The organism is Pseudoalteromonas sp. HL-AS2, from assembly GCF_031198805.1.
GTDB classification, from domain to species: Bacteria; Pseudomonadota; Gammaproteobacteria; order Enterobacterales; family Alteromonadaceae; genus Pseudoalteromonas; species Pseudoalteromonas nigrifaciens.
The window spans coordinates 158,886-178,914 of sequence record NZ_CP133572.1 but is presented as its reverse complement, the minus strand read 5'-3'; the positions used below and the strand labels follow the sequence as shown (position 1 = coordinate 178,914).

The window sequence follows — 20,029 nt, the reverse complement described above, 5'->3', positions numbered from 1 at the left end:
ACCGTAAGCAAAGGCAATTGATGACAGTTTACTACAGCTTGTATGGGCAATTATTAGATATTAATAACCTGTACAAGGGATTCAAAAAAGTGAAAGCAGCGAAAGGAGCGGCCGGAATAGATAGGCAGTCCATAGCCGCGTTCGCCTTGAATTTAGAAGAAAACTTGAAACAACTGCAAGGTGAACTGCAAAGCAAGCAGTATCGCGCACAGCCAGTCAAACGGATAGAAATACCGAAAGATGATGGTGGTGTGAGACTGCTGGGAATTCCAACAGTTCGCGACCGCATAGTACAACAAACACTATTGAACATTCTCCAACCGCTCTTCGACATCGACTTTCACCCATCAAGTTATGGGTACAGGCCGAAACGAAGTTGTCATGACGCCATCAGCAAAGCCACGGTATTTATTCGTAAATATCACCGTGAGTGGGTGGTTGATATGGATCTGTCGAAGTGTTTTGACCTACTCGATCACGACTTGATCATAAGCAGCGTCAAACGCAAAGTGACAGACGGTAGCATCTTAAAACTGCTCAAACAGTTTTTAAAAAGCGGAGTAATGCTAGGCAATAATTGGGAAGCGAGTGAGCTAGGAAGTCCACAAGGTGGTGTTATCAGTCCATTGTTGGCGAATATCTACCTAGATGCATTTGATCAAGAAATGAAAAAGCGAAATCACAGAATAGTGAGGTACGCCGACGACATATTGATCTTATGCTGCACAGAAAAAGCAGCCAAGAATGCACTCACAGTAGCGACTCAGATACTCGAAAAAGGCTTAAAGTTAACAGTCAACCAAAAGAAAACGCACATAGCGCATAGTAGTGAAGGCGTAAAATTTTTGGGAGTGGAGATAGGCAGTAATTGGACGCGTATCCAAGCCACAAAACTCAAAGGCTTTAAACAAAGAGTTAAACGATTAACAAAGCGAAATAGTGGCATGAACTTAATTGAAGTAATAAAAAGACTCAATCCAGTGGTGCGCGGCTTTGTAAATTATTTCAGTATAGCCAATAGTAAACGAGTGCTAAATTTGTTGGCAAGGTGGGTGAGACGACGATTAAGGGCAATTCAGTTAAGGTTGTGGAAAAACCCAGCGAGGTTGCATAAGCGACTAAAACAATTAGGGAAAAAGCCGCCATTTAAGTTCATCAAAATGAACTCATGGCGAAACTCTCTAAGTCCATTATCGAATGTAGCGATGCCAAACCAATGGTTTGAGGAGCAAGGTTTATATTCAATGGAAAAAGTAAGTACAGGATGGCTTGCTCAATCGGCGTTTAGAAAATAAGCCGAAGGGATAGAAGAATACAGGAGCCGTATACGAGGCCCGTACGTACGGTTCTGTGAGAGGGATGAGGCAAAAGCCTCACCCTACTCGATGCGAGCAGTAATTTAATGCTTAATTACTGCCTTATACTTTTGGCTCTTCGTCAGGCAAGGTTACGTTTAGCTCAAGTACGGCTAAGTCATCTTCGTTCTGATCAAATTGAACTTGGACTGCGTCACTGCTCACGTTAACGTATTTACGGATCACATCTAAAATATCTTGTTTTAATTGTGGCAAGTAATCCGGCGTTCCTCGTTGAGAACGTTCGTGCGCGACTATGATCTGCAATCGCTCTTTTGCTAATGACGCACTGTTTTTCTTTTCTGAGCGGAAGTAGTCAAGTAAAGACACGTTAACCTCCAAATATCCGTTTGAATAAACCTTTTTTTTCTACATCTAAGAAGCGAAAGTCGACAGTCTCACCTAGTAAGCGGCTAATCGCATCTGCATAAGCTTGGCCTGCATCAGATTCGCTGTCTAAAATAACAGGTTGGCCAGAGTTAGATGCGCTTAATACTGCTTGAGACTCAGGAATAACGCCTAATAAATCAATCGCTAAAATATCCTGAATATCTTCAACCGATAACATTTCACCTTTAGAAACACGATCTGGATTGTAGCGAGTAATTAATAGATGTTCTTTTATGTTTTCTAAGCCTTCTTCAGCGCGCTTAGACTTACTGTGTAAAATACCTAAAATACGGTCTGAATCTCGCACTGACGATACTTCAGGGTTTGTTGTTACAATTGCTTCATCGGCAAAGTACATAGCCATCATAGCGCCAGCTTCAATACCCGCTGGTGAATCACAAACAATGTAATCAAAGTCTTCTTTTAATTCGTTAAGCACGCGCTCAACACCTTCGCGTGTTAGGGCGTCTTTATCACGAGTTTGTGATGCAGGGAGTAAAAATAGTTTATCAACGCGCTTATCTTTAATAAGTGCTTGATTTAAATTTGCTTCACCATTAATTACGTTTACAAAGTCGTACACTACACGACGTTCACAACCCATAATTAAATCTAAATTACGTAAGCCAATATCGAAATCGATAATAACTGTTTTGTAGCCTTTTAATGCTAAGCCTGTACCAATTGCGGCACTTGACGTTGTTTTACCAACGCCACCTTTACCCGAGGTAACGACAATAACTTTTGCCATGAGATTTATCCTTTAACCAAAGCTGAAATTTCTAATGATTCATTTTTTTGTTGTATCTGCACAGCGCTACCCCAGTGTTCACCTTGCAGTGAATCACTGATCCAGTAATTGCCATTAATAGAAACAAGTTCTGCTTCTAAGCGATTACAAAATATATGTGCGTTTTTAAACCCTTTTGCGCCAGCGATTGCTCTGCCACGCAGGGTTCCGTATATATGTACGTTGCCATCAGCAATAACTTCTGCGCCATGGCTTACAGCACCTAGTACCACTAAATCGCGATCTTTTGCATAAACTTGCTGACCAGAGCGTACCGTGCCATTAATTATTTGTGCAGGCAAGTGCACTGTTTTTTCAACAATAGATGTATTGGGTTCTTTTTTAACAGATTCACTCTTAACGTCTTGTGAATAATTTAATACCGATAGGCCAGCAGCTTTGGCTTGCGTATGTTGCTCGTCTGAGCCATTACATACACCAACGGCATTAAAGCTCATGCGCTCAAGTAATGACTTTAAATGGACAAAATCGAGAGAGTTATTTTTTATCTCAATTAAGTTAACAACAATAGGCGCACCTTTAAAAAACTTGGGTGCTTGGGCTATTTTTATATACAGTTGCTCTGCTAAAAGATTTATATCAGTACTATAAAGATGTAAAACTGATAACGTAAAAAGATTCCCTTTTAGCTCAAAAATTTGTTCTGACATACACGCTCAATTGAATTATCTGATCAGAGATTAAATTTAGATAAACGCAGGCTGAATAAGGCCTTTATTGAAATTTTCAATCTAATTTTTCTAACTTATTATTGCTCTCATGTTATAGTGTGAATCATTGTTAAGCAAGAATTTATAGGGCCATAATGCTCACTGCGGTATATAAAAGTAAGAAAAAAGCGGATAGCTTCTTATTTGTTGAAAAAAGAGATGATTTTACTAAAGTTCCGGAACCTTTAATGGCTATGTTTGGTCAACCTAAATATGTGATGCTGATAAACCTAGCAAAACGTGAGGTGTTAGGTACAGCTGATTTAGAAACCGTAAAAGCAGCATTGACAGAAAAAGGGTATTATTTACAAATACCGCCTCCGCAAGAGAATCTGTTAAGCCAATTGCGAAAAGAAAACGGAGCCGAGAATGATTAAAAAATTAGCCATAATTTTATGTGGAGTATGTTTAAGCACATCTGTAATGGCAAAAACCCAAGCTGAATTTCAAACATATTTAGACGCTTTAAAGCAAGAAGCAATTGCAAAGGGTTACGACAGCCAGCTTATTGATCAAGCATTTGCTGGTGCAAGCTATAAAGAAAAAATAGTATCTGCAGATAAAAATCAGCCAGAAGTTAAAGAAACGCTCGAAACCTATTTACCTAAACGCGTACCGCAATGGAAAATTGATCGCGCCCGTAAATTATACGCCGAAAACCAAGACGTGCTAGAAAAAGTAGCTAAAGACTTTGGCGTGCAAGCGCGCTTTATTGTGGCAATTTGGGGCCTTGAAAGTAACTTTGGTGCTATACAAGGTGGCCATAATGTAATTTCATCGCTCGTTACGCTCGCATTCGATGGTCGTCGCGAAACCATGTATAAAAAACAGCTTTGGGCTGCGCTTGATATTTTAAAGTCAGGGCACATTACCCTTGATAAGTTTAAAGGCTCTTGGGCAGGTGCTATGGGGCAAACGCAATTTATGCCTACCTCATTTAACGCTTACGCGGTTGACTATAATAACGATGGTCGCAAAGATATTTGGACTACCAAAGAAGATGCATTTGCCTCTATTGCTAATTACTTAAAGCAAGAAGGCTGGAACGACTCGCTTACATGGGGTCGTCAGGTTAAGTTACCAGAAAACTTTGATAGTAAATACGTGCTAGTGCGCGGTACTAAAACGCGTAAACAATGGTTAGAATTTTGGAATGATTCAGAGCGCTCATTAGCCGAATGGCAAGCACTAGGTGTACGCCGTGCAGATGGTAGTGATCTGCCAAATGTAGATGTACGAGCAGCGTTGGTAATGCCAGATGATATAAATGGTCGTATGTACTTAGCCTACGATAACTATAAAGTATTTATGCACTGGAATCGCTCGTATTACTTTGCTACCAGTGTAGGTTATTTGTCAGACAGAATTGGCTATCCAAAAATATAATACAGATTAAATAAGTATCTAAAAAAAAGCCGCAATTGCGGCTTTTTTGAATTTTGGGTTTTACTTACTCTTTTTTAAATATTTTATCTTTTAAATCAATTACCTTACCGATGCCAGATCCTAACTTCATTAGCTTATTAAGCTGCTCAGGGGTTAAACGCTGTAATTCAGATGACCATTTAGTCACTGTTTCAAGCAGGTTATGAATTTCGCCCATTTGTTTTTGTGCGTAAAGTTCATCTTCGTTGCTTGCAGTATCTAATAGATTATCGCGCAGTAAGCTTAGAGTAGGCTCTACTTCGCGTTTTTTACGTTCTTCGAACACCCGGTTAGCCATATCCCAAATATCACCCGCAGGGGCATAATATTCTTTTCTGTCGCCAGGAATATGTTGTACTTTAATGAGCTGCCACGATTGCAGCTCTTTAATGCCCATACTAACATTGCCGCGTGAAATACTGAGGGATTCTGCAATTTGGTTCGCGGTCATCGGATTTTTAGTAATAATCAATAAGCCACACATTTGTCCAATAGTACGATTGAATCCCCAGCGGCTACCCATTTCACCACAGTGCATTACAAAGGAAAAATTTTTGTCGGATAAACTCATAGCTTCTTAATTTTTAGTAATTTCAGAAACTAATGCTAGCACGCTTATTGAGTATGGCAAGATTTTACAGCGAGTTAAGTAATTACTGTCAGACTAAAGTTTAATTTAGATTAATAATCACTCAGCTATATTGGTTTAAGTTGTAACGGGTATAAAGCAATGAAGTTTATTTTTAATACACATTAATACTTATTTTATAGGTATTACTTAAACGATGGAATGATTATGAAAGCTGCAATTAATAATGAATTTAAAGGTAAATTACAAATAATAGACATGCCTATCCCAGAGGTTGGCATAAATGATGTATTGGTAAAAATAGCGGCCTGTGGGGTGTGTCATACAGATTTACATGCATGTCATGGCGATTGGCCTGTTGCGCCTAAAATGCCTTTAGTGCCAGGTCACGAAGGCGTAGGTGTAATTGAAAAGGTCGGTAGCAATATTAAACACCTAGAAGTAGGCGATCGCGTAGGTGTGCCTTGGCTTTACAGTGCCTGTGGGCATTGTGAGTTTTGCTTAGATGGCAGAGAAACCCTGTGTTTGTCACAGCATAATACCGGCTACTCTATAGATGGTAGTTACGCCGAATATTGTTTAGCACATGGTGACTACGTGGTAAAAATACCCGAAGGGCTTGGCTTTTCAGAAGCCGCGCCATTATTTTGCGCTGGAGTAACCACGTATAAAGCACTTAAAGTATCGGGAGCTAAACCCGGGCAATGGGTGGCTATTGTGGGAGTAGGCGGTCTTGGGCACTTAGCTGTACAGTATGCTAAAGCAATGGGGTTTAATGTTATAGCGGTTGATACCGGCAAAGAAAAACTCGCGCTGGCCAAAGAGCTTGGCGCAGATATTACCCTCGACTTTAAAGAAGTGGTTCCAAGCGAAGCCATTTTTGAACAAGTAGGCGGCGCGCATGCAGTTGTATGTACTGCAGTTTCAAAGCCTGGTTTTGAGCAAGCTTATAAAAGTGTACGTCGTGGTGGTAAGTGTGTGTTAGTTGGTTTACCGCCAGAGGATATGCCATTACCTATTTTTGACACAGTATTAAATGGTGTGTCAGTTGTGGGCTCTATTGTAGGTACTCGAAAAGATTTACAAGAGTGCTTAGAATTTGCAGCACAAGGTAAAGTAAAAGCAATTATTGAAGAAAAACGCTTAGAGGATATTAACGAAATTTTTGATGATATGCTCAAAGGCGAAATTAACGGCCGTATAGTTGTTACTATTTAACGGTTAAAAAAGGCAATAAAAGGCGTACATATTAAGTATGTACGCCTTTTATTATTTTAGTGACAAATCCTAGTTAAAGTGTGTAGCTAAAGCTCAATTTAGCATTGCGCTCTTGCCCAGGCATACCGCCTAAAAACATGGCTTTAGAGTAATAACGCTTATTAAATAAATTATTAAGATTTAGCTGCATATGCCATTTATCAGTTGTGTACGAAATAGCAGTGTCATAAATTGTATAGCTAGGTACATAACCATCCGGAATCGAAAACGAGCTAGAGTTAGTGCTGCGGTTATCTACAAAAGTAATACCGCCGCTAATATTTACCGCCTCTGGTAAATTAAACATGTTTGCGTAGTAAGTTACCCAAGTGCTGGCAGTTACATAGGGCACGCCTTTTTGGCGAGTATCGAAACTGCTGCTATTAGGATTACTTTGATCACGTGCATCTTGGTATACGCCGTTGACGTTTATTTTCCATTTATCGTTTAAGTAAGCGTTTAAATCAAGCTCCACACCTTTGGTTTCTTCTTTACCATTATAAAAGCTTTCAACTACCCCCTCTGCAGATACACCCGCTTCATAAAGAGGATTAGCATACTCTAAATTAGTTCGTGCGCTTTCAAATACCACAATAGATGCTAATAACTGATCGTCAAAGGCCTTAAAGCGAAATCCTAAATCGTTACTTAACGATTCAGAATCTTCTCTGTCGGCTTCATTACCACTTACAGAGCCTAAAACACTGTAGGCTGTACGCCCTTTAGAATGATTAATAAATATCGAAAAATCTTCAGTTGGCTGATAAGTCGCACCTAAATTATAGGTTAAACCACTGTCTGATGTATTTGCCTCAGGTGTTGGGTTTGCACGGCTTGAACTGTAGCGCTCATCTACACCTAAATGCTCGTAACTTTGTTTAATGCGGTTATAGGCAACCCCAATACGTGTAGTAAGGGCTTCATTAATATAGCTTACATGTTGAATACCTAACCCCCAAGCTTGTACTTTTTTATTATAGTCGCTGGTTTTAAGTGGGTCGTAATCGGCAAAGTTACCGGTTGGCCAGTTAGGCTCTCGTATATCGTAAATGTAGGGCAGTGTGCCTTGGTAAAGTAAGTTACCGTCGCTCTCGTTGATCACTTTATCGGCATCATAAATAGAGTACTGTTTAAAGCCAATATCTCTATCTTCATAATTAGCGTTTACTAATAACTCGTTGTCTATATCGGCTACTGAAAAGTCGTAACGCAAATCGGCAAAGTACTGCCACGACTTCTCGTCGGCCTCCACTTGGCGATACTCTTGGCGGCGTGCTGCAAACGGGTAAAGTACCCCGTCTTCAACTAGTGGCGCGCGCGGATCTTGGTTTATTACTCCACTGCGAGTTGAATACACGTAATTATAAGCCCCGGTTTGACGAGCAAAGCTTGAGGTGTAATTACGATACTGCAATTGTTGATTCAAAAATAAATCATCGGTAATAAAGTAGTTGTGGGTTAATTTAAAACGCAGCTCCTCACCTTCGTTATCTTTAGCCATAGGTGAAATAATACCATTAGTACCAAAGCTGTAAGGCGTTAAACCATCTGAAGACGATAATGAATTTGCAAGCTCAATGCGCTGCGCTTCAGATAATTGCAAGCCATTGCCAGACGGATCATTTACTAAATCAGCACCGGTTACTTGATCTGACGTTAGTCCATTTACCGAATTTGCATCGTAAATACGAATAGGGTGACCAATTGAATCCACTGCAATGGCATCTTTAATGTAGGCCGCGGAGAGCATAATATTTTGTTTGTTATCGAATACATATTTAAGCGAGGTATAAATTTCGTCACGATCTTCTTTTAAGTCACGAAAGCCGGCACTTGAAGCTGTTTTAGCCATGACCCTGTAGGCTAAATTATCGGTTATAGCATTGGTGCTATCAATCGAAAGTGCATAACTATCCCACTGGCCAAGCTCTACGCCCACTTTATGTTTTTCGTTAAACTCAGGCTTTTTTTCAATTAGGTTTATTACGCCACCAGCGCTACCTATGCCATATAAACCAGTAGCAGGGCCTTTTAGTACTTCAACCGATTCAACATTAGTAAGCGAACGAGTCGGGTTAAAGGTATTACCTAGCCCAGCACCGCCATACATACCGTCGTAGGTGTAATTGGCATCTAAGCCGCGAATAACTAAATTATCGCCAATACCGTAGTTATTGCCGGCTTGAGTTAAACCACTTACGTTGCGTACTAAATCTTGCAGGCTATTAACCCCTTGTGATTCAATAAGTTCACGGTCAATAATAACCACAGGAGCTGGGGTTTCCATTAACGACATGTTTGACTTAGTAGCTAAGCCAGAGCTCATAACAACACGGTTTTGTTTTTCGTAAACGCTAATGCGCTCTATGTTGTCTTCAACTTTTATATCATTAGCAAAGGCTAATTGTGCATTTAAACAAGCAAGGGTAAGTAAAGAATATTTAAAGTTATGCATATAATGGTAAGTATTCGTATTTAACAAGTTGAGTGAATGATAATGGTTATCGTTATTAAAATAAATAAAAAGTTCAAAAAAAACTTTAATAACAATCTGTTTGCTGTTTTTTTAAGCGTGTTGAAATTGGTAAGCGTAACTTATGCTTTTTAAATGTACGATTAGCTTTTTCAGCCTAAGTTGGCCAAAGTTTCAGCTATTAATTGTTTAGGCATAAAAATTATTTAGACTTAAATTAAAGGCCCGCTATAAATTAAAAGCGGGCCTTATGTAGAGCTATCTAAAAAGAGTTACTAATTTTTGTAAACTACCCCTGCCTTCATTACAAAAGGAATGTGCTCAAGTGTTGCAATATTTTTAAGCGGATTGCCTTTTACTGCAATAATATCGGCTGCAAAGCCGGTTTTAAGTTGGCCTAACTGCTTATCCATTTTTAATAGCTTTGCGCTATTTACAGTAGATGCTTGAATTGCTTGCAGTTCAGTCATACCAAACTCAACCATGCGAGAAAACTGTTTAGCATTATCGCCATGCGGGTAAATAGCAGCATCGGTGCCAAATACCATGTTTACGCCGGCGTTCACTGCACGTTTAAAGCTATCACGCTGTACTTTAGATACTTGGCGTTCTTTATCTAGGTTTTCCTCATCTACGCCATTTTGCTCACCAAAACTCAGTGTATATTCGGTATTGTAAATATCCATTGAAAGCCAAGTACCATGATCTTTAGCTAATTTAATTGCCTCGTCATCTAAATAACTGGCATGCTCTACGCTATCAACACCGGCTTTAATTGCGGTTTTTATACCATCTGTACCATGAGCATGCGCGGCTACTGGTAAGTCGCGAAGATGCGCTTCATCTACAATGGCTTTCATTTCTTCAAATGAGTACTGCTGTGCACCCAATTTAGTCCCTTTTGAAAATACTCCTCCTGTGGCACAAAATTTAATGGCGTTGGCACCGTATTTAATATTTTCGCGCACTTTAACGCGTACCGCCCATGGACCATCCGCAACGCCTTGCGAGGTATATTTAAGCTCAGGTGGCAAACGGTTGTTATCACAATGGCCGCCGGTAATACCTAAAGAGGGGCCTGCTGCCCAAATACGAGGGCCAATTATATCGCCTGCATTAATTCCATCGCGTACTGCAATTACGCTGTAACCTTCTGCGCCTACGTTACGCACAGTAGTAAACCCAGCTTCTAGGGTTTTTTTCGCAAAGTATGCTGCTTTTACAGCCATACGCGGTATCGATTGTCCTACACGCTCACTGCGAGGTACCGTTGGATCGCTGGTTAAATGCACGTGCATGTCCATTAATCCTGGCATAAGTGTCAGTTCAGGCAGCTTAATATGTTCATCCCCTTTATTAAGCTTAGGCGTTTTATTGCTATCAATTGCGGTGATCACGCCATTATCTATGGTAATAAGGGGTGACTGTATTAACTTACCACTTTGAACATCAAGCATTGCCTTAGCAGATACATAAGTAACAGCATAGGCATTCATACTGTTTAAACATAAAAGTGCGATAGAAGCAGACAGTAGTTGTTTTTTCATATTAGGGGGTCTTTTATTAGTATTTTAAATTAACTCGACTTTACCAAGCTAAACACAAACTGCAAATAAATAGCGATGGCTGTTATCTATCGTAATTTCTTTATTTAGTTGATGTAACTACGCATACTCGATAAGTAAATTTTAACAAGGTATCAGCATGAAATTAATAAACTTGGCGGTTATAGCCAGTGGTGTACTGCTTGCTTTAAGTGGTTGCACTAATATAAATAAAAGTAAGCATGAAAGTAACACCACCAGTAGCCACGCGCAATTGAGCATGGCTAATACTGCCAAAGCAGTGGTGTCAGAGCTTTCAGCGCAGCAACAGCTTGATGTACTGGTAGCGCAATATTACGATGAATCGCTTATGTTTAGCCCTCTCAGTGCCACTTACAATGGCCGTAATGAGTTTAATAACCAATTTACGCCTGTTATTTCATCGGCTAGCCGTGATAAAAAAGCCGCTTTTTATAAAAAATATCAACAGCGCTTAACACTTATAGATAAAGAGCAGCTAGTAGGACAAGCATTATTAAGCTTTGAAATATTAACCCAAGACTTAGCGCTTAAACTTGAAGGAATGCAATACCCAGATTATTTACTGCCAATTAATCAAATGGCAGGGGCACATAACACCTTTGCTGGTTTTGGCTCGGGACAAAGTGCACAACCTTTTAATACAGTTGAAGATTACAGCAACTTTTTAGCCCGAAGTGAGGGCTTTATTAATTGGCTTGTAAGTGTGCAAGAATCAATGGCGCAAGGCATAAAGATGGGCGTAGTGTTACCAAGGCCACTGGCTAAAAAGCTGCAACCACAATTTGCAGCCCATGTGGTAACTGACGCTGAAGACTCACTATTTTGGGCGCCAATTAAAAACTTCCCAGAGTCGTTTACAGCACAGCAAAAGCAACAAATTACAGCACAATATAGAAAATTGATTATAGAGCGTTTAGTACCTGCATATAACAGCATGAGCGAGTTTTTAGCTAATCAATATATTCCTAATAGCCGAGAAAGTGTTGGTTATAGCGATTTACCTAACGGTAAAGCGTGGTACGAATACCAAATTAAAAAACACACTACGCTTAGTTTATCTGCCAACGAAATTCATGATATTGGTTTAAGTGAAGTAGCGCGTATTTTATCGCAAATGAAAAAAGTAAAAGAAACAGTTGGCTTTAAAGGTGACTTATCTGCATTTTTTGACCACTTACGTGATTCGGACGAATTTTATTACAACACGCCGCAAGAGTTAATAGCGGCATACGAAAACGTAAAACAAAAAATTGATGCGCGTTTGCCACTGCTTTTTAACATAGCACCAAAAGCGCCATACGTTGTAAAAGCAGTAGAAGCTTACAGAGCACAGTCGGCTGCGGGCGCATCTTATGCGTCTCCAGCACCAGATGGTTCTCGCCCAGGTGTTTTTTATATTAATACCTATAACTTAAAGGCGCAGGCTAAGTTTTTACTCGAAACACTATCGATTCACGAAGCAGCACCTGGGCATCACTTTCAAATAGCATTACAGCAAGAAATAGATGGCCTGCCAGATTTTCGTAAATTTGGTGGCTACACCGTATTTGCCGAAGGTTGGGCGTTGTACGCTGAAAGTTTAGGGAAAGAGCTTGGCTTATTTACCGACCCGTATATGTGGTATGGGCGTTTATCAGATGAGCAATTACGCGCTATGCGTTTAGTACTCGACACTGGTTTTCATGCAAAAGGCTGGACGCGTGAGCAAGGTATTGATTACATGCTAGCTAATTCGTCTATGGCTAAAAGTGATGTAATAGCCGAAGTTGAGCGTTACATAGCATGGCCAGGCCAAGCGCTGTCATATAAATTAGGAGAGTTTAAAATTAGTGAGCTGCGCGACTACGCACATAAACAGCTAGGTAATAAGTTTGATATTAAAGCGTTTCACACGCAAATACTCATAGATGGCGCATTACCTATGCCAATTTTAGAACAGAAAATAAAGCGCTGGGTTAAATCAGTACAATAATGCTTAGGCAAAGCCCTTACCTGCAAGGTATTGGCTTTGCGCCATTTGCAGCAATACGGTAGAATGCGCGCTCTTTAGGGGCGCGAGTACATTATGTTTGATCAACAATTAGCAAATACACAATTTTGGCTTGAAAAAAGCCTAAGCGACATGAACCAAAATGAATGGGAAGCCATTTGTGACGGCTGCGGGAAATGCTGCTTAAATACCTTTATTGATAGCGAAGATGAAGATGAATTTACCGCCACCGATCAGCTACGCGAAGGTGAGCAGTTAATATTTACTAATATTGTGTGTCAGTATCTCGATAATAATACCTGTGGTTGTAGCGAATACGAAAATCGTCAAACGCTGGTACCATCTTGTGTAAAACTTACCAAAGAAAACCTCAAAGATATCTTTTTTATGCCACAAAGTTGCAGCTATCGCCGTTTGCACGAAGGGCGAGGGTTGGCCTCGTGGCATCCGCTGTTAAATAATGGCGACAAAACAAAAATGCATCAGCAGGGCATTTCGGTAAAAGACAAAACAGTAAAAGATTGCGACGTTAAGCTCGATGATTTTGACCTATATATAGCCGAGTGGCCAACCAAGGATAGTGATTAATGAGCAAGCAACAGGCTGTTATTGGTTTATTAAATCCCAAAAGCCCAACTAATGTGGGCGGTGTATTACGTGCTGCAGGTTGCTACGACGCACAGCAGGTGTTTTTTACCGGAAACCGTTATTTAAATGCACAAAAGTTTCATACCGATACAAAAAATGTGGTTGAGCGAATTTCACTAACGGCCACCGATAATTTAGAAAAAGTAAAGCCACAAGGTGCCACGGTTGTGGTTATTGAGCTAATTGAAGGTGCAACGCCACTGCCTGAGTTTACCCACCCAGAAAACGCATTTTATGTGTTTGGCCCAGAGGATGGCTCAGTGTCTAAAGACGTTTTAAAGTGGGCCGACGAAGTCGTGTATATTCCTACTATTGGCTGCATGAACCTCGCTGCCACTTGTAATGTGGTGCTATACGACCGTTTAGCAAAACTAGGCGGCGTAGAGAGCAGTGATACTACAATTATCAATTCGCGCGACACCAATAATAAAATGAAATGGGAAAAAGCATAGCGTTTTAGTCGCTGTGCAGCGTATTTTAAAACGACATAAATTCCCCGTAGTTAAGTGCAATCAGTAATAAGCCTCGTAAGGGGCTTGTATTTTTAAGTACACAATTTAAACAACACACCTTAATCTCCCCGTTCCTTCTAAGTTCATGAATAATCATAATTAAGCCTTTATTACTGTTTTAGCTTTTTTGTTGCTTGTAAGCTTTAATAACTAAGACATTTAGTTAAATATTTGCTAAAACTGTAGGTGCTAATAATAACAACTAAAAAAGGGCACTTATGTTTGGCTCGTTAAAATTTACCTCTAAGGTCACTATTGCTGCATCACTGGTATTAGTATTAGTACTTGGTGTTTTTACAATTAATAACTATGTATCTATGCGCAATCAAACCGAGCAGCAACTTGCTCTTGTACTGCAACAAAGTTCAGAATCTGTTTCGCAAAACATTGCTAATTGGCTAAACGACAAACTGGCAATTGTTATAGCCATAGCAAAAACGCACCAATCTAGTGACAGCAAGGCGCTTACCCTTACACAGCTTAATACCGCTGAGTTGGCCGGAAACTTTAAAAATACCTATATTGGTAAATCCAATGGCGTGTTTATATTAAACGATCAAAGCGTAGTATTGCCCGCTGATTTTGATGCCACGTCTCGCCCTTGGTACAAGCTAGTAGAAAACAAAGCCAATACTGCGTTTACTACCCCCTATATAGATGTAACCAGCAATGAACTTACTATATCTGCGGTTGTGCCGATGCAGCAAAATGAGCAGTTTATTGGCGTAGCCGGCGCCGATATAGAAATGAGCATTATTACAAAAATTATTAACGATATAGACTTTTTAGGCTTAGGTTACGGCTTTTTAATAGACAGTAACGGCCAAGTGTTAAGCCACCCTAACAGAGCGCTTAATTTAAAAAATACCACTGAGTTATTTGGTACCCATACAGCTTTACAAAGCGAATTTACAGAGTATCAAGTGGCAGGGCAAAGTAAGCTTATATCGTATACAAAAATACGCGGTATAGAAAATGTTGACTGGTACTTAGGCGTGGTAATCGATAAAGATAAAGCCTTTGCCAGTGTGTCGGCCTTTGGTAAAACGGCCGCTATATATATGCTTATTGGTATCGTTGTTATCATTATTATGATGCAACTATTATTGCGCTATTTAATGCGCCCAATGCAGCGATTAAACGACGCTATTAAAAACATTGCCCAAGGTGAAGGCGACTTAACGTGTAGATTAGAAGTTGAAAATGAAGACGAATTTGGCGAGTTAAGTCATTCTTTTAATTTATTTATTGAAAAAATACAGCACTCTATTGAACAAGTAAAACACACCACAGAGTCATTAGATGTGGCTATTTCGAGTTTAGTGGCGCAAACCGACTCAACATTATTAATGTACGAAGACCAAACTAAACGCACCGACAGTGTAGCTACCGCAATTAATCAGTTTTCTGCCACCGCAATGGAAATATCAAACAGTGCTGAGCGTGCCTCTAAGTTAGCTAAAAATGCCGATCAGCACTCAGCACAAAACCAGCAAACACTCAGTAATAATGTGGCCAGTATTCATCAGTTATCAAAAAATATGGAACAGGCACAGCAAACTATTAATAGCTTAAACGTGCATACAGCCAGTATTGGCCAAGTGCTTGAGGTAATTAAAGGGGTAAGCGAGCAAACAAATTTACTGGCCCTTAACGCTGCAATAGAAGCTGCTCGGGCTGGTGAAGCTGGGCGAGGTTTTGCTGTAGTTGCTGATGAAGTTCGTCAATTAGCGCACCGAACCCAGCAATCAACCCAAGAAATAGAAGACACCGTAAGTCAATTACAAAAAGGCTCTAATTTAGCGGTAGAACTAATGAAAACCAGTTTAAGCGACAGTGAAACAAGCGTGCAACAAGCCGATGCAGTAGGTGTTGTAATGCAGCAGATTATAGATGCAATACAAAAAATTAGCGATGCGAATCATGTTGTAGCTAGTGCAACCGATGAGCAAAATCAGGTTGTTAAGTCTCTTGATTCAGACATTCATAATATTAGTGAGCTTTCAATACAGGGCAAAGCTAATTTAAACCGTACCTTGGATGAATGCACCAAGCTTAAACAACAATTTAGCGATTTAGAGCGTATGGTTAAAAAGTTTAAAGTTTAAAGTTTAAAGTTTAAAGTTTAAAAACAAACGCTAACAACAGTTTAGCTATTAATCATTATAGTATGTGTAAATGCTGGTGGCTTATATTAAGCACGAGCTGTTAATACGGAGGAGCAAATGGCTCAAAGTAAACTTGTTTATGTACACGACCCTATGTGCAGTTGGTGCTGGGGTTATGCGCCAAGCTGGCTTAAGTTAAAAGCCGCTCTTGAGAGTAACCTAGTAGTTGAATACAAAGTTGGAGGGCTTGCTCCTGACAGCCAAAATCCCATGCCACAAAACATGCAAGATATGCTACAAAACACCTGGCATAAAATAGCAGCGCAACTGGGCACTGAGTTTAATTTTGATTTTTGGCGCAACTGCCAACCAAGGCGCTCAACGTACCCGGCGTGTAGAGCGGCGCTTATTGCGCGTAAAGCGGGCAAAGAAAGTGCAATGGTTGCAGCCATTCAGCAAGCTTACTATTTAAATGCTCAAAACCCCTCAGATGAAAGCACATTAATTAGCTTAGCCGAGCAAATAGGTTTAAATAAAGCGCAGTTTGCAAATAGGCTTCAATCAAAAGAGCTTAATGATGAGTTAATTGCAGAGCTTAATTATGTACATAGTTTGCCCATTCAGGGTTTTCCATCTTTAGTGCTTATAAATGACAATAAAGTGCACCCAATAGCAATAAACTACACCGACTGGCAAAAAACATTAAATCAAATTAATGCTATTTTAAGCTAAATAACGTGAACACTAGTTAAGTATTGCTAAATTATGCGTGTTTGGCTGCCAAACACTCACTCTCCCTTATAACACTTTTTACACATTACACAGCACTCCTTACACAACCCCTTGCACAACACTCCTTACACAGGCTATTTATTAACGCTGTCATAAAAGCGACTTCTTTGCGCAACATGCTTGTCATTTTTCATCTATACACTTTCGCTCATTGAAAATATTTAGTTTTTAATTGTTTGTATCAAACGTTTAAAGCTAACAAAAACAAACTAGCAAATCTGCTAACTAACGAGTAAAGGTGTATGCGATGAAAGGCGTTAAACCATTAATTATAGCTGGTATTGTGGCCGCAAGTGCCGCTGTACACGCAAACGATTTAAATAAGGTTATTGATAAAAGCAGTGAAATTACTAAATCGGCTGCGCAATCACAAACAAAAATAGACAAGATTGCAGATTCAATGCAAGGGCGTCTGCAACAGTTTAAAACTCTTAATAAAGAAATTGATGGTTTAGCTGTGTATAACGCTCAGCTTACAAAACAGTTAAATAACCAAATTGCAGAAATGCAATCGATGAATCTCTCTATGGATCAGGTTTCAATTATTGAGCGTCAAATTACGCCACTAATGATGCGCATGATCACCGGCCTTGAACAGTTTGTATTACTCGATGTGCCATTTTTAAAAGACGAGCGTGAAAAGCGTTTAACCTCTTTAAAAGCCATGATGGAACGTGCCGATATTACCTCTAGCGAAAAGTTCCGCCGCGTACTCGAAGCCTACCAAGTAGAAGTTGATTATGGCCGCACTATTGAAGCTTACAGCGCACTGCTTGAGGTAAATGGTAAAGAACGCGAAGTTGACTTTTTACGCATTGGTCGCTTAGAGCTCATTTACTTAACCCGCGATAGTAAATTAGCTGGTAGCTGGGATACACAAACAAAAACGTTTGCAGCACTTCCAGACTCAACCATTAGCCAAATTAATAAAGGTTTACGCATTGCGCGTAAGCAACTTGCCCCAGATATGTTAACTCTGCCAGTTCACGCAGCACGATAAGAGGTCGAAAATGAAATTGTTTACTCAAATGACAAAAATGGCCGTACTTGCTGCAAGTATAAGTTTTACATGCGCAAGTGTAGCAGCTGAGCCAATGGATTTAGATTCATTACTTAAAAACCTTGAACAAGGTAAATCTGCGCAAAGTGTGCAAAATACTCAGCGTGAACAACAATTTACTGCGCGTCAAAACGAGCAAGTACAAATGCTAAAAGACACGCAAGCAAAGCGTAGCCAAATGCTCAGTGAATCAGAGCGGTTAGAAACCCAGTTTGAAGAAAACGAAATTAAATTGGCTAATTTAACCGACACCCTATCAAAGCGTATGGGATCACTTAAAGAATTGTTTGGTGTGTTGCAACAAGTGGCAGGCGATTCAAGCAATAAGTTTGCTACCTCTGTGGTATCGGCAGAAATACCAGGGCGAAGTGTTTTTATGGACGATCTGGCACAAAAAATGGGATCTACTTCACAACTTGCTTCAATCGAAGATATTGAAAAAGTGTGGTACGAGCTACAACGTGAAATGACCGAGCAAGGCAAAGTGAGCCGCTTTAATACTCAGGTTATTATTGAAGGTGGTAACAAAGCAGAGCAAGAAGTTGTGCGTGTTGGTGCTTTTAACCTTATTTCCAACGGTAAATATTTAGAGTACAGCCCAAGTACAAATACGCTAAGTGAGCTTACTCGCCAGCCCGTATCGCGCTATACATCAACCGCAGGCGAGTTACAGCAGGCTAAAAACGGTATTGTACAGTTTGCACTAGACCCAACCGGTGGCTCAATTTTAGGTTTACTAGTACAAGCCCCAGATACCGCTGAGCAAGTTCACCAAGGCGGCGCTGTGGGTTACGTTATTTTAGGTGTGGGTTTATTAGCACTGTTAATTGCAATTGAGCGTTTTGTATCTTTATTGCTAGTGGGTGGCAAAATTCGCCGTCAACTTAAAGACACGGTTGCTCGCGACGATAATCCACTAGGCCGTGTTATGAAAGTAAAAGACGACTACCCAAATGTAGCCTACGACACCCTAGAGCTTAAATTAAGCGAAGCTATACTGCGTGAAATGCCAAAAATAACCCGTAACTTAACCCTGATTAAAATTATTTCAGTAGTGGCTCCGCTGCTTGGTTTACTTGGTACAGTTACCGGGATGATCAATACCTTCCAAGCCATTACCTTGTTTGGCACCGGGGATCCTAAGCTCATGGCAGGCGGTATTTCTCAAGCGCTTGTAACAACAGTACTTGGCTTAGTTGTGGCAATACCCACAGTATTTATTTACACCATACTCAACACCCGAGCAAAAAGCTTACTGCTTATTTTACAAGAGCAAAGCGCGGGCATTATTGCAAAACGAAGTGAAAAAGGAGCATAAACCATGGTGCTATTGATTGATTCAATCAATGCTATCCGTGATTTTCTCGACACTGGTGGCCAAGTTCTCTTGGTGATTGGGGTGTTAATCTTCGCGATGTGGTTATTGATACTCGAGCGATTCATTTACTTTTTTAATGGTTTTCGTGGTTACAAAAAAGCCATCAAAAACAGTTGGCTTAAGCGCAACGAGCGTAATAGCTGGAATGCAGAACAAATTCGCCAAGCGATGATCTCACGCGCCAGTATGCGTCTTAACGCTAACTTAGCACTTATTAATGTGATGGTTGCATTGTGTCCGCTACTTGGCTTACTTGGCACAGTAACAGGAATGATTGAAGTGTTTGATGTTATGGCTATTACAGGTACAGGCAGTGCGCGCTCTATGGCGTCGGGCGTATCTAAAGCAACTATTCCAACTATGGCAGGCATGGTCGGTGCGTTATCTGGGGTATTTGCCTCAACGTACTTACAACGCCGGGCTAAACGTGAAGTAGCGCTACTTGAAGACAGCATGGTTTTAGACCATTAAGCAATTATTAATAAGTGGCTCTATCTATAGCCACTTATTTCAGGAGAATAAAAAATGAGAGCCCCATTAGGAAACCTATTTCAAGAAGACGAAGCAGAAGAAATAAACATGACCCCCATGCTAGATGTGGTATTTATCATGCTTATTTTCTTTATTGTGACCGCCTCATTCGTAAAAGAGTCGGGTATTGATGTTAACCGCCCCGAAGCCGCCACTGCGGTTAAAAAAGAACGCGCTAATATTTTGGTCGCTATTTCAGACACAGGTGAAATTTGGATTAATAAACGCCAAATAGATGTGCGTGCGGTGCAGGCAAATATTGAGCGTTTAAAAGCCGAAAACCCACAAGGGAGCGTGGTTATTCAAGCAGATAAAAAGTCGACCACGGATACTTTAATTAAAGTAATGGATGCAGCGCGCGCCGCGGGTGTGTTTGATGTGTCGATTGCGGCCCAAGAAGCCTAAGGGTTAGCC

19 protein-coding genes are annotated in these 20,029 nt (G+C 40.3%); 13 read left to right on the top strand and 6 right to left on the bottom strand.

Going from position 1 to position 20,029, the window contains the following annotated elements:
* Nucleotides 1-20 precede the first annotated feature (20 nt).
* Nucleotides 21-1,295, top strand: coding sequence for a group II intron reverse transcriptase/maturase (gene ltrA, locus RB215_RS15685; RefSeq protein WP_309217402.1), 1,275 nt, complete (start codon nt 21-23; stop codon nt 1,293-1,295).
* 123 nt (nt 1,296-1,418) lie between these two features.
* Here the strand turns inward: ltrA and minE are convergent, their stop codons facing one another.
* The 3 genes from minE to minC are packed head-to-tail and all read right to left on the bottom strand — an operon-like array spanning nt 1,419 to nt 3,206.
* A complete protein-coding gene (gene minE / locus RB215_RS15680) occupies nt 1,419-1,685 on the bottom strand; it encodes a cell division topological specificity factor MinE (protein WP_024604840.1) in 267 nt (88 codons plus the stop codon).
* 1 nt (nt 1,686) lies between these two features.
* The gene (gene minD, locus RB215_RS15675; protein ID WP_011330130.1) at nt 1,687-2,496 is read right to left on the bottom strand and encodes a septum site-determining protein MinD; all 810 of its coding nucleotides are present in this window, start codon (nt 2,494-2,496) and stop codon (nt 1,687-1,689) included.
* Nucleotides 2,497-2,501: 5 nt separating this feature from the next.
* Nucleotides 2,502-3,206 carry a septum site-determining protein MinC gene (gene minC / locus RB215_RS15670; RefSeq protein ID WP_309217400.1) on the bottom strand — a complete coding sequence of 235 codons (705 nt, stop codon included), beginning with the start codon at nt 3,204-3,206 and terminating at the stop codon, nt 2,502-2,504.
* 155 nt (nt 3,207-3,361) lie between these two features.
* On the opposite strand from minC, the gene RB215_RS15665 reads away from it, so the two are divergent.
* On the top strand, nt 3,362-3,643 hold the full coding sequence (locus RB215_RS15665; protein WP_179806791.1) for a YcgL domain-containing protein: 282 nt from the start codon (nt 3,362-3,364) through the stop codon (nt 3,641-3,643).
* Nucleotides 3,636-4,652: a lytic transglycosylase domain-containing protein gene (locus RB215_RS15660; protein WP_179806790.1), complete on the top strand. Its 1,017-nt coding sequence runs from the start codon at nt 3,636-3,638 to the stop codon at nt 4,650-4,652. Before RB215_RS15665 ends, RB215_RS15660 begins: the two co-directional genes overlap by 8 nt.
* Before the next feature lie 64 nt (nt 4,653-4,716).
* Here the strand turns inward: RB215_RS15660 and RB215_RS15655 are convergent, their stop codons facing one another.
* A complete protein-coding gene (locus RB215_RS15655; RefSeq protein ID WP_011330134.1) occupies nt 4,717-5,262 on the bottom strand; it encodes a GbsR/MarR family transcriptional regulator in 546 nt (181 codons plus the stop codon).
* A gap of 225 nt (nt 5,263-5,487) precedes the next feature.
* Between RB215_RS15655 and adhP the strand changes: the two genes are divergently transcribed.
* Nucleotides 5,488-6,498, top strand: coding sequence for an alcohol dehydrogenase AdhP (gene adhP, locus RB215_RS15650; protein WP_011330135.1), 1,011 nt, complete (start codon nt 5,488-5,490; stop codon nt 6,496-6,498).
* Between the two features lie 73 nt (nt 6,499-6,571).
* Here adhP and RB215_RS15645 read toward each other — a convergent pair whose 3' ends face one another.
* Nucleotides 6,572-8,992, bottom strand: a complete 2,421-nt coding sequence (locus RB215_RS15645) for a TonB-dependent receptor domain-containing protein (protein ID WP_309217397.1) — start codon at nt 8,990-8,992, stop codon at nt 6,572-6,574.
* Nucleotides 8,993-9,285: 293 nt separating this feature from the next.
* Complete coding sequence (locus RB215_RS15640) at nt 9,286-10,557, bottom strand: amidohydrolase family protein (protein ID WP_309217396.1); 1,272 nt, start codon at nt 10,555-10,557, stop codon at nt 9,286-9,288.
* Nucleotides 10,558-10,714: 157 nt separating this feature from the next.
* On the opposite strand from RB215_RS15640, the gene RB215_RS15635 reads away from it, so the two are divergent.
* The 9 genes from RB215_RS15635 (at nt 10,715) to RB215_RS15595 (ending at nt 20,020) form a co-directional block, all read left to right on the top strand.
* Nucleotides 10,715-12,568 (top strand): DUF885 domain-containing protein, encoded by a 1,854-nt coding sequence (locus tag RB215_RS15635; protein WP_309217395.1) that lies wholly within the window; start codon nt 10,715-10,717, stop codon nt 12,566-12,568.
* A gap of 93 nt (nt 12,569-12,661) precedes the next feature.
* Nucleotides 12,662-13,174 carry a YcgN family cysteine cluster protein gene (locus tag RB215_RS15630; RefSeq protein ID WP_011330139.1) on the top strand — a complete coding sequence of 171 codons (513 nt, stop codon included), beginning with the start codon at nt 12,662-12,664 and terminating at the stop codon, nt 13,172-13,174.
* The gene (locus RB215_RS15625; protein ID WP_011330140.1) at nt 13,174-13,686 is read left to right on the top strand and encodes an RNA methyltransferase; all 513 of its coding nucleotides are present in this window, start codon (nt 13,174-13,176) and stop codon (nt 13,684-13,686) included. The genes RB215_RS15630 and RB215_RS15625 overlap by 1 nt, the downstream gene beginning before the upstream one ends.
* 278 nt (nt 13,687-13,964) lie before the next feature.
* A complete protein-coding gene (locus tag RB215_RS15620) occupies nt 13,965-15,854 on the top strand; it encodes a methyl-accepting chemotaxis protein (RefSeq protein ID WP_309217393.1) in 1,890 nt (629 codons plus the stop codon).
* A 117-nt stretch (nt 15,855-15,971) separates the two neighbouring features.
* Nucleotides 15,972-16,586, top strand: coding sequence for a DsbA family protein (locus RB215_RS15615; RefSeq protein ID WP_309217392.1), 615 nt, complete (start codon nt 15,972-15,974; stop codon nt 16,584-16,586).
* Nucleotides 16,587-16,893: 307 nt separating this feature from the next.
* Nucleotides 16,894-17,646, top strand: coding sequence for a DUF3450 domain-containing protein (locus RB215_RS15610; protein WP_011330144.1), 753 nt, complete (start codon nt 16,894-16,896; stop codon nt 17,644-17,646).
* A gap of 10 nt (nt 17,647-17,656) precedes the next feature.
* Nucleotides 17,657-19,024 (top strand): MotA/TolQ/ExbB proton channel family protein, encoded by a 1,368-nt coding sequence (locus RB215_RS15605; protein WP_309217390.1) that lies wholly within the window; start codon nt 17,657-17,659, stop codon nt 19,022-19,024.
* A gap of 3 nt (nt 19,025-19,027) precedes the next feature.
* Complete coding sequence (locus RB215_RS15600; RefSeq protein WP_011330146.1) at nt 19,028-19,555, top strand: MotA/TolQ/ExbB proton channel family protein; 528 nt, start codon at nt 19,028-19,030, stop codon at nt 19,553-19,555.
* A 54-nt stretch (nt 19,556-19,609) separates the two neighbouring features.
* The gene (locus RB215_RS15595; protein WP_011330147.1) at nt 19,610-20,020 is read left to right on the top strand and encodes a biopolymer transporter ExbD; all 411 of its coding nucleotides are present in this window, start codon (nt 19,610-19,612) and stop codon (nt 20,018-20,020) included.
* The last annotated feature ends 9 nt before the right edge of the window (nt 20,021-20,029 follow it).

Bases quoted from the DNA above. Each gene is read 5' to 3' on its own strand.
- ltrA (WP_309217402.1), top strand. From the start codon at position 21: ATGACAGTTTACTACAGCTTGTATGGGCAATTATTAGATATTAATAAC.
- minD (WP_011330130.1), bottom strand. From the start codon at position 2,496: ATGGCAAAAGTTATTGTCGTTACCTCGGGTAAAGGTGGCGTTGGTAAA.
- minC (WP_309217400.1), bottom strand. From the start codon at position 3,206: ATGTCAGAACAAATTTTTGAGCTAAAAGGGAATCTTTTTACGTTATCA.
- RB215_RS15665 (WP_179806791.1), top strand. From the start codon at position 3,362: ATGCTCACTGCGGTATATAAAAGTAAGAAAAAAGCGGATAGCTTCTTA.
- RB215_RS15660 (WP_179806790.1), top strand. From the start codon at position 3,636: ATGATTAAAAAATTAGCCATAATTTTATGTGGAGTATGTTTAAGCACA.
- RB215_RS15655 (WP_011330134.1), bottom strand. From the start codon at position 5,262: ATGAGTTTATCCGACAAAAATTTTTCCTTTGTAATGCACTGTGGTGAA.
- adhP (WP_011330135.1), top strand. From the start codon at position 5,488: ATGAAAGCTGCAATTAATAATGAATTTAAAGGTAAATTACAAATAATA.
- RB215_RS15645 (WP_309217397.1), bottom strand. From the start codon at position 8,992: ATGCATAACTTTAAATATTCTTTACTTACCCTTGCTTGTTTAAATGCA.
- RB215_RS15640 (WP_309217396.1), bottom strand. From the start codon at position 10,557: ATGAAAAAACAACTACTGTCTGCTTCTATCGCACTTTTATGTTTAAAC.
- RB215_RS15635 (WP_309217395.1), top strand. From the start codon at position 10,715: ATGAAATTAATAAACTTGGCGGTTATAGCCAGTGGTGTACTGCTTGCT.
- RB215_RS15630 (WP_011330139.1), top strand. From the start codon at position 12,662: ATGTTTGATCAACAATTAGCAAATACACAATTTTGGCTTGAAAAAAGC.
- RB215_RS15625 (WP_011330140.1), top strand. From the start codon at position 13,174: ATGAGCAAGCAACAGGCTGTTATTGGTTTATTAAATCCCAAAAGCCCA.
- RB215_RS15620 (WP_309217393.1), top strand. From the start codon at position 13,965: ATGTTTGGCTCGTTAAAATTTACCTCTAAGGTCACTATTGCTGCATCA.
- RB215_RS15615 (WP_309217392.1), top strand. From the start codon at position 15,972: ATGGCTCAAAGTAAACTTGTTTATGTACACGACCCTATGTGCAGTTGG.
- RB215_RS15610 (WP_011330144.1), top strand. From the start codon at position 16,894: ATGAAAGGCGTTAAACCATTAATTATAGCTGGTATTGTGGCCGCAAGT.
- RB215_RS15605 (WP_309217390.1), top strand. From the start codon at position 17,657: ATGAAATTGTTTACTCAAATGACAAAAATGGCCGTACTTGCTGCAAGT.
- RB215_RS15600 (WP_011330146.1), top strand. From the start codon at position 19,028: ATGGTGCTATTGATTGATTCAATCAATGCTATCCGTGATTTTCTCGAC.
- RB215_RS15595 (WP_011330147.1), top strand. From the start codon at position 19,610: ATGAGAGCCCCATTAGGAAACCTATTTCAAGAAGACGAAGCAGAAGAA.